A 15,752-nucleotide genomic window follows, 5' to 3' on the forward strand; every position below is an offset into this window, starting at 1 on the left:
ACCCTCCATCCGCAGCCACGCCCTGCCCGGGAACCCGCGACTTTACCGGCAGGTCGGGGCCCCAGCGCGACAATTGGCAACGAGGTGACAACGCCGTGACCGAGCGGACGCGAGCCGGCCACCTGAACGCGGTCCAGAACGGTCCGGCGTCCGGCAGTCACCGTGTCGCGGTCACGGCCGGACGGGGGCGGGCATCCGCCGGCACGTGCCCCGGGCGAGGCGACAGGCACGCCGGATGAGCAGCCGGTACGCGGATCGGTGGCAGGACCCGGCCGAACCATCCTGGATGGTCGAACCGACCCACGAGTGGCACCCCCAGTTCCCCGGTCAGCGCTACCCCGGCGACATCGGCGCGCAGTACACCCCACCACCGCGCGGCCGAGCCACGGTGGTCAGCCGCGCCGAGGTGCCCCCGCTCGCCCCCACCCGGCCCGACGGCACGTACGTGGGCCGCTCGTGGACCGACGATCCGACGCCCGAAGAGGAGGCGCACGGCCGGGAGCGCCGGTCGGGCCGCGTCGACGGGCGCTGGCACGACGACGAGCCGTACCGCGGTCCGCACGGCGAACCGGGTTGGCCCGACGAGCGGCCGCCGACGCGCCGCCCCGACCCGGACGGCCGGACCGAGTGGACCGACCGCCGCCCCCGCGGTGAGGAGCGCGGCGCTCGCGAGAACGGCTGGGACCGGGGAACGACACCCGACTCCCGCCCGCGCCGGGACGAACGCCACCCCGGGTACCCGCCGGTCTCCCCCGCCCCCCGCTCCCCGCAGCCGGGCTGGATGCCCGAGCCGGACGAGGAGTCGACACCGCGCCGCCACGACGGCGGATGGCCGGCCGCTCCCGAGGGGCGGTTGCCGGCCGGCGGCCGACAGCGCTACCCGTGGGGTCACGCGCCCGAACGGGACCGGCGTCCGGACGACCTCCGCCACGACCCGGCACGGCACCCGGAGCAAGGCCGCCACCCCGACGACGTACGCGGGCCGCGTTACGACGACCGTCGGCACTACGAGGAACGGCCGCACTACGAGGAGCGGCCGCAGCGCCCCGCCGGGCGGCCCCGCAACGACGACGAGCAGTTCCGCCGCCCCGACCACGAGCGCCAGAGCCAGCCGCGTTACGAGGACGACCGGGCGTACGACCGCGGTGGGCCTTCGCGCCACGAGGACGACCGGCGCGGGCAGCCCCGCGAGGCGGCCGGTTACGCCGATCCGTACGCCGAGCGCCGTCCGCGCGAGGAGGTCCGGCCGGAGTCGTACCGGGAGGCCCGCCCACGCCCGGAGCACGAGGCGGGAGCGGCGCGCCCCGGCCTGGACCCTGGGCTGCGTGGCGAACCGCGACCGGACCAGCGCCGACCGGTCGAGCCCGACCTGCCGCCCCGTGGCGCCGGCCGGCAGGAACCTCCACCGTGGCACGACGACGCGCGCCGGGCGCCCGGGCGGCCCTACCCACCGGCCGCCGCCGCACCGGCCCGGGACGTGCCGCCGTCCGGCCCGTCCGCGTCGCCTCCCGGCGGCCGACCGGCGACGCCCACCGCCGGCAGGCCGTACCCGGCGCCGATTCCGCCGACGCACGGCAACCCGCCGGCGCACCCCACTGCCCCGCGGCCCGGCGGAGCCGACCGACCGATCTCGCCCGCACCAGCCCGGCCCGTCTCACCCGCGCCGGTCCCGCCGACGCACCACACTGCCCCGCCGCCGCATCCCGCCGCCCCGCGGCCCGGCGGGCCCGACCGACCGATCTCGCCCGCCCCGGCCCGACCCGTCTCAGCGGCGCCGGTGTCGCCGACGCACGCCACCCCACCGGCGCACCCCACTGCCCCGCGGCCCGGCGGACCCGACCGACCGATCTCGCCCGCCCCGGCCCGACCCGTCTCAGCGGCACCGGTGTCGCCTGCTTCGGCGAGCCCCGTCACCGGACCGCCCGCCCGGCCCGGCCCACCCGCACCCGTCTCGCCCGCACCGCGCGAGACGCGTGCGCCGGTCCGGCGGCCGCAGGACGAGGCACCACCTCCGCGTGACGGGCGGCCTGACGTGGCCCGCGAGCGGCCGACGGACCTGACCCGTCCCGGCGTCGAACGCCCCGACGGCCACCCGCTCGCGGGCCAAGGGGCGACCGACGCCGGACGTGGCACGGATGGCGACGTCGCGCCCGGTCCGCACGGCGCGGCGACGCCGCCGCTCTCCCCGGCACCCGGCGTTCCCCGGGTCTACGTCCCGCCACCGCCATCGGATCCGCCCGCTCCCGCGTACCGACCGGAACCTCAGCCCAGCGGCGGTGCGGAGGCCTGGTTCCGTCCCGCCCGTCCGACGCCCGACGAGTCGGCGCCGGCCACCGGCCCGGCGGAGCAGGCTGCCGAGGCCACGTCGGAGCCGCCGACGCCGACCGGCGCTTCGGTCGCCCCGTCGGCGTCCGGAGCTGTCGAGGGGCCGACGTCCGACCCGGCGTCACCGCCGGCGACCGCCTCCGTCGCGCAGCCCGCGCAGACGATCGACGAGCCGCGGTCTGCGGTCCCCGAACCGGTCGAAGCGGCCGCACCGGCCGCCGCCTCCGTCGACGCCCCGGCACCCGCGTCGGCGACCGGCCGCTCGGACGCGGGGCAGTCCGCGGCGGCCGAAGCGGACGTGCCGAACCCGTGGGCACCGGCGAACCGGGGCGAGCCCGACCCGCAACCGGTCGCTCCGGCCCGCCCGCACCCGGTTCCCGGGCCGGAGATTCCCGCCCCGCCGGTCACCGCCGAGCGGTCGCGCTCCACGGCGGACGGCGGTACGCCGCTGCCGGACGTACCAGCACCGGACCACGGGGACGATGACCCCGCCGTGCCGACCGCCACCATCGCCCCGGCGGCCACCCGTGCCGAACCCACGGCGACCCCGCCGCCGGTACCCGCGGTGCCGGCGAGCGGCGCGGTGCCGGCGACTGACGTCGCGGTCGTACCGGCCGAGCAGGTTCCGGCGTCGCCCCCCGCTGACCTCGCGGCACCGGTCCCCGGCCCGGCCCACCCGGTCTCCGCACCGCCCGCCGCCCCGATCTCCGCACCGCCCGCCGCACCGGTCTCCGCACCGCCCGAAGCGGCGCGACCCGTCCCGGCGCACTCCCCGCCCGGTCCGGCCACGCCGGAGCCGTCCGTCGTGTGGACGGCCGGTACGGAGACGTCCGACATCCCAACGCCGGGCACCCGGCCGGCCGGTCCGGCGACGCCCGGTCCGGAGAGCGCCGACGACCCCGACGCGGCCGGCACCGCGGGCCCGGTCCCGGGACCGTCCACGCCCGACGCGGGAGGACCGGATTGGCCCATCCAGCCCACCGGTTCCGACACCCTCGTCGCCGCCACCGCGACCGCGGTGTCCGCACCGCCCGCCGCTCGGCCCACAGCAGCGGAGCCGGGGCTCACTGAGCCGCTGTCCGGGGCTTCCACGCCGCCCGCCACCAAAGCCTCCGGGCAGCCGACCCGGCCGCTGCCGGAGCCCGAACTCACCCCGCCCGCCACGACCGACCTCGGCGGACGGCCGGCGGCGGAGCCGGCCATGGCAGCGCGCCCGACCTCCGCACCGCCCGCTCCCCCGCTCCCTCCGGCACCGGCTGCCTCGGTAAGCACGCCGCCGGAGTCCGGGCCGCCGGGACCGTCCGACGGGCCGGACCCGACATCCTCGGACGCACGGGTCACTGGCGCGCGGAGCGCCACCCCGACCGACGCTTCGCCGAGGCCGGTCGACACGACCGCACGGCCCGACGCGACGGCCCGGTCCGACGGCTCGGCGCGGCCCGACGGCTCGGCGCGGCCCGACGCGACGGCACGGCCGGACGATTCGGCGCGGCCCGACGCGACGGCACGGCCGGACGATTCGGCGCCGGTAGACGCGACGACGGGGCCCGGCGCGGAGGGTTCCGGCCGGATGCCGCAGCCGGGCACGGCTCCGGGGTCCGCCCCGGAGCCCGCATCCCCGCCGCAGCCCGCCGTCGCTCCCGTCCCGGGGTCGGCACCGACGACCACGCCCGGCCCCGCGTCGCCGCCGCAGCCCGCCACCGCCGCCACGCCGGTCTCCGCACCGCCGGCTCCGGTCTCCGCACCACCGACACCGCCGATCTCCGCGCCGTCCGACGGTGGGGGGCCCGGAGCCGGGTTCGCGTCGCCGTCACCCGCGGCCACTGTCGCGTCCGAGCCGGAACCCGGTCGACCGGACGAGCCGGTCTCCGCGCCACCCTCCGGCGCGACTCCCGCGCCACCCACGGCAGCGGTGACCGCGCCGCCCACCGCCCCCGACACCACGGTCACGGCCGCGCCGGTCTCCGCACCACCCGCGGCGACCGCGCCCGCCCGACCGATCTCCGCACCGCCCGCAGCGACCGCCCCCGTCTCCGCGCCACCGGCAGCGACCGCGTCCGCCCCCGTCTCCGCGCCGCCGGCGGCTACCGCCCCCGCCGCACCGGTCTCCGCGCCGAACCCTGCCGAGCAGGGCGATCCCGAGCAGGTGCTGGCGGGGTACCGGTGGCGGATCGATCCGGAGACGCTGCGGGAGATCGTGGACGATCCCGACGAGTTGCAGATCGTCCGGCGACGGCTCACCGAAAAGTTGGGTACGGCCGTCGACAACCGGGCCCGCGCCCGGCTGCTGAGCCTCCGGGCCGTGGTGTCCCGCGTCCTCGGGGAGCTGGACGACGCCCTCGCCGACGCGCGCCTCGCCCTCACGTACGCGGAGGCGACCGGTGAGCTGCGCCGGATCGCGCTCGCCCAGGCCCGGCTGGGTCAGGTGCTCCGCTGGCGGGGAGAGTTCGTGGAGGCCGACCAGCTCTTCGCCCGGGCCACCTCGCCCGAGTTGCCGGACCGGCTGCGCGCCGCGCTGCACGAGCACGCCGGGCGCTCCTGCGTCGACCAGGGCCGGTTCATGGAGGCGTGCCTGCACTTCGAGCGGGCGCTCGACCTGCGCGGCGCCGGGGACGCCGACCTGCTGGACCGCGTCCGGACGGCGCTCGACGCGATCGCCGAGCGTGCGGCGGAGGGCCTCGGGCCGTACCCCCGCAGCCGGGACGAGGTGCTGGAGCGGATCCAACCCCCGGTGCCGGCCCGCGACGGCGCGCTCTGGGGTTACACCGACCCGGAGGGCGAGCTGGTCGTCCCCGCCCGGTACGCGGAGACCCAGCAGTTCCGCGAGGGGTTGGCCTGGGTACGCCGTCCGGAGACCGACCGCTGGTCACTGATCGCGCTCACCGGCACCACGGTGATCGAGCCGTCGTACCTCGCGGTCCGGCCCTTCTCCGACGGGCTGGCCTGGGTGGTCCGCAACGCCGCCGAGGGCTGGCTCGCCGTCGACCCGACAGGGGACGTGGTGATTCCGCCCGGCTTCGCCGACGTACGGCCGTTCCGCCGGGGTGTGGCCGCGGTCCGCCGCGAGGGCTGGGGCGCGGTCGACCGGACCGGCCAGATCGTGGTGCCGACGCGGTACCACAGTTTCCGCACGGCGCTCGCCGACGGGCGGTACGTCGACGGCTTCACCGACGAGGGGCTCGCCGTGATCGAGCTGGGCGGCCGGCACGGCGTGGTGGATCACACCGGCGCGGTGCTCGTGCCGCCGGTGCATCCGGCGTTGGTCGTGCATCCGGTCGCGTTCCTGGTGGGTACGGGCGCCGGACGGTGGGGCGCGCTCGACCGGCGCGGCAATCCGCTGATCGACCCGGCGCACCGCACCCAGGAGGAGGTGCTCGAGGAGATCGAGCGGCTGCTCGCCGACACCAATCCGGTGCTCTAGCCCACAGCCGGTACACGCCGGGGGACGGCGAGGCGAGGCCCGCCGAAGATCGGGGTTAGGGTCGAGGTCATGGAATTCCGTCACCTTGGCCGTTCCGGCCTGATGGTCAGCGAGATCTCGTACGGCAACTGGATCACCCACGGTTCGCAGGTCGAGGAGGACGCCGCCCTCGCCTGCGTCCGGGCCGCTCTCGACGCCGGCATCACCACCTTCGACACCGCCGACGTGTACGCCGGCACGCGGGCCGAGGAGGTGCTCGGCCGCGCCCTGAAGGGTGAGCGGCGTGAGGGCATCGAACTCTTCACCAAGGTGTACTGGCCGACCGGCCCGGGTCGCAACGACCGGGGCCTGTCCCGCAAGCACATCATGGAGTCGATCAACGGCTCGCTGCGCCGGCTGCAGACCGACTACGTGGACCTCTACCAGGCCCACCGGTACGACTACAGCACGCCGCTGGAGGAGACGATGGAGGCCTTCGCCGACGTCGTGCACTCCGGCAAGGCGCACTACATCGGCGTCTCCGAGTGGAAGGCGTCCCAGATCCGCGAGGCGCACAAGCTCGCCCGCGAGCTGAACATCTCGCTGATCTCGAACCAGCCGCAGTACTCGATGCTGTGGCGGGTCATCGAGGGCGAGGTCGTACCCACCAGCGAGGAGCTGGGCGTCGGCCAGATCGTCTGGTCGCCGATGGCCCAGGGCGTGCTCACCGGCAAGTACCAGCCGGGTCAGCCGCCGCCCGCCGGCTCGCGCGCGACGGACGAGAAGTCGGGCGCGAACACCATCGCCCGGTTCCTCAACGACGCGGTGCTGACCCGGGTGCAGCAGCTCCGGCCGCTGGCCGAGCAGGCCGAGCTCAGCATGGCCCAGCTCGCCATCGCCTGGGTGCTGCAGAACCCGAACGTGTCGTCGGCCATCATCGGCGCGTCCCGCCCCGAGCAGGTGCACGACAACGTGAAGGCGGCCGGCGTGAAGCTCGACGCCGACCTGCTCAAGGCGATCGACGAGATCGTCAACCCGATCACCGAGCGCGACCCGGCCAAGACCGAGAGCCCGGCGCAGCGCCCGTGACACCCACCCGGTCCGGCCGGCGCGTTCTGCCCGGCCGGACCGGACGGGTCGCCGGACGCCCGAGCGACCGGCCGCGCCGTCGCCCCGCGACGGGGCCCGTCAGCCCTGCCAGAAGCGGATCAGGTCGAGCCCGGCGGCGTAGAGCCAGGACGGCAGGCCGAGCAGCTCGCCGACGCTGAAGACCACGTCGAAGAACCAGCCGCTGATCCGCGGGTTCCACAGCAGCGCGAAGAGCAGGATGAAGCCGTACGGGGCGAAGAGGTCGTACATCTTGCGCCACTGCGGGTTCAGCCAGGGCTGGATCATGTTGCCGCCGTCCAGTCCCGGCACCGGGAGCAGGTTCAGGGCGCTCGCGGTGAGCTGGAGGAACGTCAGCAACGCCACACCGGCCCAGAACTCGATCGACCCGCCGGTACCGCTGCCGACCCTCAGCACCAGCACGAGCACGAGGGTGAAGAGCACGTTGGTGGCCGGCCCGGCGAGGCTGACCAGGGTGTGCCGCAGCCGGCCCGGGATGGCGTGCCGGTCCACCCAGACCGCGCCGCCGGGCAACCCGATGCCGCCGAGCAGCACCACGAGCACCGGCAGGGCGATGGAGAGCAGCGGGTGGCTGTACTTCAGCGGATTGAGCGTCAGGTAGCCACGGTGCGCGACGCTGCGGTCACCGGCCCGGAAGGCGACGATCGCGTGGGCGTACTCGTGCAGGCAGAGCGAGACCAGCCAGCCGGAGACCACGAATCCGAAGACGTCCAGCCGGACGTTGCCGACCTCGTTCCAGGCGAGCGCCCCGGTGGTCGCGAAGAGCGCCACCAGGGCGACGAAGACGGGGCTCGGCCGGAACGCCGCCCGCGGTACGCCGAGCACCAGGTTCTCACCCGGGCGGTCGTACGCCATCACTCGGCCGTGGGCAGCAGGCTCATCCGGTACTCGACGCGGTCGTCCTCGACGAGCGCGACCGAGGTGACGCCGGACGACGCGAGCTCGCGCCAGACCTGACCGATCCAGGACTCGGCGTCGGCCTGGCTGCCGAACGACTCCGCCGGACCCGTCGCCGGCTGGCCGTCCGTGCCCTCGTACCGCCAGCTCCACGCCATGCCCGCGTCTCCCCTCGTCGCTGTGGTCCCCATGGGACGAACCCCCGCAAGCGTAGTCGCCCCGGCGCGCGCCGGCCGCGCCCTCGCCCCCCGCGCGGTCCTACGGGCGTCGATGACGGTCTCCGCACCGGCCGGTACGGTGGCTCGGTGCTGACTCGGGGAGTGGTGCTCAGCGAGCGTTACCGGCTGAGCGAACGTGTGGCGACCGGCGGAATGGGCGCGGTCTGGCGGTGCACGGATCTGCTGCTGGAACGCGAGGTGGCGGTCAAGGTGCTGCTACCGACGCTGGTCGCCGACGCCGAGTTCACCACCCGGTTCCGGGCGGAGGCGCGGATGCTGGCCGCGCTGCGGCACCCGGGCGTCGTCGCGGTGCACGACGTCGGCCAGGCCGTCCTCGGCGACGACAGCCTGGTCGACTACCTGGTGATGGAGTACGTCGAGGGCGAGCCGCTGACCCACTGGATCGGTCGCGCCGGCCGCCTGGACGCCGGGTCGACCATGTCGGTCGTGGCGCAGGCGGCGGAGGCGCTGCACGCCGCGCACGTCGCCGGGATCGTCCACCGCGACGTGAAGCCGGGCAACCTGCTGGTGAAGTCGGACGGGCGGGTGGTGCTGGTCGACTTCGGCATCGCCCGCTCGCGGGCCCTCTCCGGGCTCACCGCGGCCAACATCGTGCTCGGCACCGCCTCCTTCATGTCGCCCGAGCAGGCCACCGGGCAGCCGGTCTCGGCCGCCAGCGACGTGTACGCGCTGGGCGCCGTGACGTACCTCTGTCTCGCCGGGCAGCCCCCGTTCGTGGGTGAGAACCCGCTCGAGGTGGCGCTGCGCCACCAGCAGGACGAGCCGGCCCCGCTGCCGCCGGGCACCCCGCCGGCGGTGGTCGAGCTGGTGGCGCGGGCCATGGCGAAGCGCCCGGCCGACCGGTACGGCAGCGCCGCCGAGCTGGCCCGGGCGGCCGCCGAGGCGCGGCGCGGCATCCTGGCCGGCAGCGCGCACCCCGTCCCACCGCCGTGGGCGGCAGCCGGTGGGCCCGCCCAGCCGCCGGCACCGCCGGTCGCTCCCGGGGGTGTGCACCCGCCGGCCACGCCGGTGCCGCCCCCGCCCCCGGTGCCGGAGGACCTCACCTACTTCGGGCCGGGGCCCGCGCACCCCGCCGACGGCGCCGTCCCCGCCGCTCCCGCCGGCTCGGCCGGACCCGCGGTTCCCGGTGCGCCCGACTCCACCACCCCGTCGAACGGGTACCCCGCGCCCCACCCGTCGCCGCCCGCCACCCCGGCCGGCGGGCAACCGGCCGTCGCTGTGCCGCCCGCGCCCGCGTTCCCCACGTCGCCCGGTCTTCCGCCGGCCGGCGGCCCGACCCCGCCGGCCGGCGGCCCGAACCCACCGGCCCACGGCCCGGCCGGCGGCCCGAACCCACCGGCCCACGGCCCGGCCGGCGGCCCGAACCCACCGGCCCACGGCCCGGCCGGATTCCCCACCCCACCGGCCCACGGCCCGGCCGGATTCCCCACCCCACCCGCCGGCGGCCCCGCCGGATTCCCGGGCGGATTCGCCGGTGCGACCCCGATCGGTCAGCCCGGTCCCAGCGAGTGGCCGAACAGCCTTCCGCCGATACCGGGGCCCGAGGCCGACACCCTGGAGAACCCGGTCGGCTCCGGGTCGTCCCGCCGCCGGGTCGGGCTCATCGGCGCCGCCGCGGCCGCCCTCGTGGCCCTGGTCGCGACGATCGGCGTGATCACGCTGCGCACCGGTGGCGAGGCCGACGACGGCGACCGGCCGCCCGCGCTGGCCGCCGAATCGGCAGCGGCGCAGGAGCAGGGGCAGGAGCCCGTGCCGGACTCCGCCGGCGCCACCCCCGACAGCCGGCCCACCGCGACTCCGCGCGGCACCGGTTCGGCGAGCCCCACGGCGAGCGCCGGCGGCTCGGCCGTCCGGACCGCCGCACCCGGCGGCGAAGAGAGCACCGAGCCGGCGGGCGGCGACGGGGACGCGCCGTCCCCGACCTCGAAGCCGACGAGCAGCAAGCCCGAGAAGCCGAACCCGTACACGGCGAACCAGGCCTGCGGTCCCGGCTACCAGGTGATCGACTCGGCGACGCTGACCGGCGGGGACGGACGCCGCCGGGGGCGCGTCTACCTGCTCTACAACACGGGCAACGGCAACAACTGCGTCGTCACCCTGAAGGACACCGCCGTCGGCACGAAGACGACGGTCTCCGCGTACCTCGAGGTGAAGGGGCAGGACCGCACGACCGAGAGCGGCTCGTTCGACTACTACGCGGGGCCGGTAACGGCCACCGCCCCCGGGAAGTGCGTGAAGTGGGGCGGGTCGACCGGAGGCGCAAGCTACGCCAGCCCCTTCGAACACTGCGACTGAGTCCGGGCCGGGCGGCAACCACCCCACCGACGGCCTTAAGGTACGGGCATGTCGGTTGACGGGTGGAACACGGTCCTGGTGCTCGGCGGCATCCGGTCCGGCAAGTCCGAGTTCGCCGAGTCCCTGGTCGGTGACGCGCCGGTGGTCCGATACGTGGCCACCTCGCCCGAGGGGGACCCGCAGGACACCGAGTGGGCGGCTCGCCTCGCGGCACACCGCGCCCGCCGGCCGGGCAGCTGGACCACCGAGGAGACCGCGAGCGACCCACGTCGGCTCGCCGACGTGCTCGCCGCGGCGGAGCCGAACGAGACCCTGCTCGTCGACGACCTCGGCGGGTGGGTGGCGGTGCTGCTGGATCCGGCGCACCAGCCCTCCGACGACACCGGGACGATCGCCGAGCTGGCCGAGGCGATCCGCCACTGCACCGCGCGGGTGGTGCTGGTCAGCCCCGAGGTCGGGCTCTCCCTGGTGCCGACCACCCCCGTCGGCCGGGCCTTCACCGACGCGCTGGGCGCGACCAACCGCGCCGTCGCCGACGCCTGCGACGGGGTCGTACTGGTGATCGCCGGGCAGCCCACCTGGCTCAAGGGCGCGACGGTGCGCCCCGCCGGAGCCGCTGCCGGCGCGGAGACCCCGCGGGTCGCCGGCGCGAACGGCGCGGCCGTGGCGCCGATGCCCGACCTCGTCGACCTCTCGGACGTGGCGAACCCCACACCTCCGCCGCCGATGCCGCCGACCGAGAACGGCACCGCGTGGTCCACGCCGACCATGGCACTGCCGATGGTCTCCACCGGGCTCGTCATCCAGCCCGGCATGGAGCTGCCGATGCCCGACGAGTACGCCGGCCCGCAGGCGATCGAGCGGCTCGCCACCCTGGACGTGCCCGGCGCGGGACTGGGTGTGCTGACGCAGCTGGTCGGCTTCGCCGCCGCCACCCAGGGCACCCCCACCCCGGCCGCCTGGACCTCCGTACGCGTGCTGCTGATCAACGGCGACCACGCCGGCGGGGCGTCCGCCGGCAACCGGCCCGGTGAGTCGGCGCGCCGCGCCGGGCAGGCGCGTGCCGGCCGGGGCGCGCTGGCCCGGTTGGCCGCCGAGGCGGGCGCCGGCCTCCAGGTGGTGGACGCGCCGAGCGCCGCCGCCATGGAGGACGAGCCGGCGCTCACCGGCGAGCAGGTCGAGTCGGCCCTGCGCTACGGCTGGCAGCTGGCCGAGCAGGCCGCCGAGGCGGGCGTACAGCTGCTGGTGCTGGCCGCATCCGGGGCCGGCACCGAGGCGGCCGCCGCCGCCGTGCTCGCGGCCACCGCCGGCGCCGAGCCCGCGGCCGTCCTTGGCCGGGTGGTCACCGACACCGGCGAGATCGACGACGCGGCCTGGATGCGCCGCTGCGCGGCGGTACGTGACGCGATGCACCGCAGCCGGCTCTCCTCGCGGGCGGCCAAGGACGTGCTCGCCGAACTCGGCGGCGGCGACCTGGCGATCGCCACCGGCGTGCTGCTCGGCGCGACGGCGCGGCGCATCCCGGTGATGCTCGACGGCCCGGTCGGGCTCGCCGCCGGCCTGGTCAGCCGGGACCTGGCCGGGCAGGCCCGGCACTGGTGCCTGCTCGCCGACCACGGCGGCGATCCGGCGGTGAAGCTCGCCGCCGACGTGCTCGGGCTCACCCCGCTGCTCGACCTGCGGCTGGGGCTCGGCGAGGGCGCCAACGCCCTGGTCGCGCTGCCGATACTGCGCTCGGTGCTGGCGCTGGCCGCCGCACTGCCCACGCACCCGTCGCTGACCGCCGGGGACGAAGCCGACGAGGACGTCGAAGAGGCGGAGCCCGAGTTCGCCGAGCCGGAGCCGGCCGGGCCCGGCCCGACGAGCACCGAGCCGGACGAGGAGCGGGTCGACCCGTCGGGCCGTGCCGGCTGACGGGCGGTTCGTCGCCGGGGCGCGGCTGGCGCTCACCACCTTCACCACGCTGCCGGTGCGCGCGGGCCGGATCGACCGGGCCGTGGCGGGTACCGCGATGTCGCTCGCTCCGGCGGTCGGCGCACTGCTCGGCACGGTGCTGGCCGGCGTGCTGCTGCTCCTCGCCGCGCTCACCGCGCCGCTCGTGGCCGCCGGGGTGACCGTCGGCGTCGGCGCGCTGCTCACCCGGGGTCTGCACCTGGACGGGCTGGCCGACACCGTCGACGCGCTCGGCTCGTACCGGCGTGGGGCGGCCGCCCTGGAGATCATGAAGAAGCCGGACGTCGGCCCGTTCGGGGTGGTCGCCCTGGTGGTCGTACTCCTCGTGCAGGCCGCGGCGCTCGCCGAGCTGGCCGGACGGTCGTGGCCGGCGTGCCTCGCGGCCGTGGTCGCCGCGACGGCGGCCGGCCGGCTCGGCGTCACGCTGGCCTGCCGGCGGGGCGTGCCGGCCGCCCGTCCGGAGGGCCTGGGCGCGCTGGTCGCCGGCACGGTCGGTCCGCCGGCCGTGGCGCTGGGCGCGGTCGCCGTCGCCCTGGTGGCCGCCGCCGCGGTGCCGGGCCGCCCGTGGCAGGGGCCGCTCGCCGTCGGGGTGGCCCTCGCCGTCGCGGTGGCGCTGCTGGCCCACGTGGTGCGCCGCCTCGGCGGGGTCACCGGCGACGTGCTGGGAGCGACCGTCGAGGTGGTCACCACGCTCGTCTACCTCGGACTGGTGCTGTCCGGCTGAACCCGACTCGGCGTGCCGGGTAGCGTTCGGCTCGACAGCAGTGGCGCCGCCAACGGGGGACGAGAATGCTCATCACCGACGACTTCCTGCCCGTACCGGTGCCGGAGTCGCTCAGCGCGACCTACCTGGTGCCCGTCGAGGGGTTGCCGCGGGTCAGCACCAAGAGCGCTGTGGCGGCGCTCGCCGGCCGGATCGCCGAACCGGTGTACGGGCTAGCGAAGCAGATGCTGGACAGTCCGCTGATGAGCGTGGACACCCGGCCGATCGGCGAGTTCCCCGAGTTGCCGCCGGACCTGCTCACCGCGTTCGGCGCCAGCGAGGCGCAGCTGGACCGGCTCGCCGCGGCCACCCATCTCGTGGTGGTGCAGGCCGAGTACCGGCCCGGCTGGCCGCCGGCGCACGAGTGGGCGGCCCGGGCGGTGGCGGCGGCGGTGGCCGACTCGGTCGGCGGTGACGTGGTCGACGTCTTCGGGTTGCAGTTCCTGGACCCGGCGGCGGCGCTGCGGTCACTCCCCGACGAGACGGGCCGCATCCGGCTCGTCGACTGGGTGTTGGTGCCCTACTCCTCCGACGACGAGGGGCTCTGGTTCACCACGAAGGGGCTGCGCCGGTTCGGCCTGCTGGAGTTGCAGACCCAGGGCGTGCCGGACCACCTGACCCGGGCCTGGGGAGCGGTGATGACCGGCGCGGCGCGTCGGCTGCTGCGGGACTGGACCGACGGGCTCTCCGGCGAGGAGGTGCCCGCGTTCGTGCAGCTGCCGGTGCTCGCCACGGTGACCGGGCACGACATCGCGGTGGCGTACGGCAATCCGGAGCAGCACGGCGCGACCGCCCCGGTGCTGCTCCGGATCGAACTGGACCCGGCGACCGACCCGGACGCGGACTCGTTCCTCAGCCTGCGCCCGCCCGAGGGACACTCCGGCCCCGACGGCCGGTACTTCGCGGCGGCCTGCGCCACGCTCTTCGCCGGCATCCAGCCGGACGTGCGCTACGCCCGGCCCGGGGACGCCATGAGCAAGGCGATCGCCACCGCCCGGGCGGGGCTGGTCGACGTACGGGCCCGCTTCGTCGACGGGCGGTTGCCGCGCGAGTCGCAGCTGGTGGTCAAGTACGGCCTGCCCGGTGAGGACGGCCCCGAGTTCGTCTGGGCCGGCGTCACGACGTGGGACACCCCGGAGCGGATCGTCGGGGTGAGCGCCAGCGACGCCAACTCCGACCCGACGGTACGGATCGGCGCCCCGGTCGTGGTGGAGGCCTCGGACGTGGTCGACTGGGCGGTGCTGGACGGCACCGGCGTCATCGAGGGCGGCTGGACGCAGGCCGTCCTGGACGCCGGCGAACGCCCCACCCCCTAACCCCGCCCCCGCCCCCGCCCGCCTCCCCCCTGACCGCGGTGATCAAGAGGTTTGCGTCAGGATCGGCGCGATCCGTGACGCAAACCTCTCGATCACCGGCCTTGGCGTCGTGGGGGGAGAGGGGAGGGAGAGGGGTGGGGGTGGGGGTTACTTGACGTGGGGCTGGACGAAGGGGGGGCGGGTGACGCGCATCTGGGCGCGGCGACCGCGGACGTCCACCTCGACCAGGTCACCATCGGCCAGGTTCGCCGCCGTGTCCAGCAGCGCCAGCGCGATGCCCTGCTTCAACGTCGGGGAGAACGTGCCACTGGTGATCGTGCCCACAGTCGCCGCACCGGAGTACACGGTCATGCCGGGGCGCGGAATCGCCCGGTCGACGGCCTCCAGGCCGCGCAGCGTACGCCGGGCACCGGCCGCCTTCTCCGCGCGCAGCACGTCCCGGCCCCAGAACGCCGGCTTGTCCCAGCCGACGGCCCAGCCGGAGCGGGCCTGAACCGGAGTGATCTCCAACGACAGGTCCTGCCCGTGCAGCGGGTACCCCATCTCGGTGCGCAGTGTGTCGCGGGCGGCGAGCCCGCAGGGGCGCACGTCGTACGACTCGTCGGCGGCGAAGAGGGCGTCCCAGACCGCGACGGCGTGCTCGGCCGGCACGACCAGCTCGAAGCCCAGCTCACCGGTGTACCCCGTCCGGCAGACGGTCAGCTCGACCGGTACGCCGCTGTCCAGGGTGGCGGCGGAGAAGCTCATGTAGTCGTGTGCGGTCGGCAGGCCCAGCGAGTCGAGCAGCTCGGCCGAGCGCGGCCCCTGCACGGCGAGCACCGCGTACGCCTCGTGCTCGTCGGTGATCGTGATCGTCTCCGGCGCGGCGGCGCGCAGCCGGCGCACCACCTCGGCCGTGTTCGCGGCGTTCGGGATCAGGAAGACGTGGTCGTCGGCGTGCAGGTAGGCGATGATGTCGTCCACGACACCGCCGGTGGCGTCGTCGCAGCAGAGCGTGTACTGCGCCCGGCCGGGGCCGATCCGGCCCAGGTCGTTGCTGAGGCAGGCGTTGACGAAGTCCGCGGCGCCCGGCCCGGTCACCCGCGCCTTGCCGAGGTGGGACACGTCGAAGACACCCACCCCCGTGCGTACCGCCGTGTGCTCCCGGAGCACGCCGCCGCCGGCGTACTCCAGCGGCATCTCCCAACCGCCGAAGGGAGCGAACTTGGCGCCGGCAGCGGTGTGCCGCTCGTGCAGCGGGGAACGACGCAGCCGGGTCTCGGCCACGTCGGTGGTCACGTCGGTCATGGGTGGCAACTTACCGGGGCCGGACGCGCTGGTTAGCATCGGCGGGACCCGCCGATTCGTCTCGGCGGGACAACCCACACGTCCGGCGGGTAGGTTCGCCGCCGGAGACCTTCACCGCCGGTACGCGTCGTCGCGGCCGGCCCGGCCCG

The 15,752-nt window shown here is 76.3% G+C and carries 9 protein-coding genes; 6 read left to right on the plus strand and 3 right to left on the minus strand.

Translation table 11 applies throughout. From position 1 onward, the window contains the following. Positions 1-235: 235 nt before the first annotated feature. Entirely contained in the window at positions 236-5,746 is a 5,511-nt protein-coding gene (locus D7044_RS33245) for a WG repeat-containing protein (protein ID WP_267901587.1), read from the plus strand. A 69-nt stretch (positions 5,747-5,815) separates the two neighbouring features. After that, entirely contained in the window at positions 5,816-6,814 is a 999-nt protein-coding gene (locus D7044_RS07875; protein WP_120678353.1) for an aldo/keto reductase family protein, read from the plus strand. 99 nt (positions 6,815-6,913) lie between these two features. Here the strand turns inward: D7044_RS07875 and D7044_RS07880 are convergent, their stop codons facing one another. Then, a complete protein-coding gene (locus D7044_RS07880) occupies positions 6,914-7,708 on the minus strand; it encodes a site-2 protease family protein (RefSeq protein ID WP_120688386.1) in 795 nt (264 codons plus the stop codon). Then, a complete protein-coding gene (locus tag D7044_RS07885; protein ID WP_120678357.1) occupies positions 7,708-7,908 on the minus strand; it encodes a hypothetical protein in 201 nt (66 codons plus the stop codon). Before D7044_RS07885 ends, D7044_RS07880 begins: the two co-directional genes overlap by 1 nt. A 147-nt stretch (positions 7,909-8,055) precedes the next feature. On the opposite strand from D7044_RS07885, the gene D7044_RS33500 reads away from it, so the two are divergent. The 4 genes from D7044_RS33500 (at position 8,056) to D7044_RS07905 (ending at position 14,316) form a co-directional block, all read left to right on the plus strand. Continuing rightward, complete coding sequence (locus D7044_RS33500) at positions 8,056-10,284, plus strand: serine/threonine protein kinase (protein WP_233564896.1); 2,229 nt, start codon at positions 8,056-8,058, stop codon at positions 10,282-10,284. Between the two features lie 48 nt (positions 10,285-10,332). Continuing rightward, positions 10,333-12,198 (plus strand): bifunctional adenosylcobinamide kinase/adenosylcobinamide-phosphate guanylyltransferase, encoded by a 1,866-nt coding sequence (locus D7044_RS07895; RefSeq protein WP_120688387.1) that lies wholly within the window; start codon positions 10,333-10,335, stop codon positions 12,196-12,198. Continuing rightward, positions 12,188-12,961 (plus strand): adenosylcobinamide-GDP ribazoletransferase, encoded by a 774-nt coding sequence (cobS, locus tag D7044_RS07900; RefSeq protein WP_120678362.1) that lies wholly within the window; start codon positions 12,188-12,190, stop codon positions 12,959-12,961. The genes D7044_RS07895 and cobS overlap by 11 nt, the downstream gene beginning before the upstream one ends. Before the next feature lie 65 nt (positions 12,962-13,026). Further along, positions 13,027-14,316 carry a DUF2314 domain-containing protein gene (locus D7044_RS07905; RefSeq protein ID WP_120688388.1) on the plus strand — a complete coding sequence of 430 codons (1,290 nt, stop codon included), beginning with the start codon at positions 13,027-13,029 and terminating at the stop codon, positions 14,314-14,316. Between the two features lie 147 nt (positions 14,317-14,463). On the opposite strand, the gene gcvT is transcribed toward D7044_RS07905, so the two are convergent. Beyond that, positions 14,464-15,603, minus strand: a complete 1,140-nt coding sequence (gene gcvT / locus D7044_RS07910; protein ID WP_120678366.1) for a glycine cleavage system aminomethyltransferase GcvT — start codon at positions 15,601-15,603, stop codon at positions 14,464-14,466. Positions 15,604-15,752: the final 149 nt, after the last annotated feature.

The sequence above is a fragment of the Micromonospora musae genome (assembly GCF_003626635.1).
GTDB classification, from domain to species: Bacteria; Actinomycetota; Actinomycetes; order Mycobacteriales; family Micromonosporaceae; genus Micromonospora; species Micromonospora musae.

Bases quoted from the DNA above. Each gene is read 5' to 3' on its own strand.
- D7044_RS07880 (WP_120688386.1), bottom strand. From the start codon at position 7,708: ATGGCGTACGACCGCCCGGGTGAGAACCTGGTGCTCGGCGTACCGCGG.
- D7044_RS07885 (WP_120678357.1), bottom strand. From the start codon at position 7,908: ATGGCGTGGAGCTGGCGGTACGAGGGCACGGACGGCCAGCCGGCGACG.
- gcvT (WP_120678366.1), bottom strand. From the start codon at position 15,603: ATGACCGACGTGACCACCGACGTGGCCGAGACCCGGCTGCGTCGTTCC.
- D7044_RS07905 (WP_120688388.1), top strand. From the start codon at position 13,027: ATGCTCATCACCGACGACTTCCTGCCCGTACCGGTGCCGGAGTCGCTC.
- D7044_RS33245 (WP_267901587.1), top strand. From the start codon at position 236: ATGAGCAGCCGGTACGCGGATCGGTGGCAGGACCCGGCCGAACCATCC.
- D7044_RS07875 (WP_120678353.1), top strand. From the start codon at position 5,816: ATGGAATTCCGTCACCTTGGCCGTTCCGGCCTGATGGTCAGCGAGATC.
- D7044_RS07895 (WP_120688387.1), top strand. From the start codon at position 10,333: ATGTCGGTTGACGGGTGGAACACGGTCCTGGTGCTCGGCGGCATCCGG.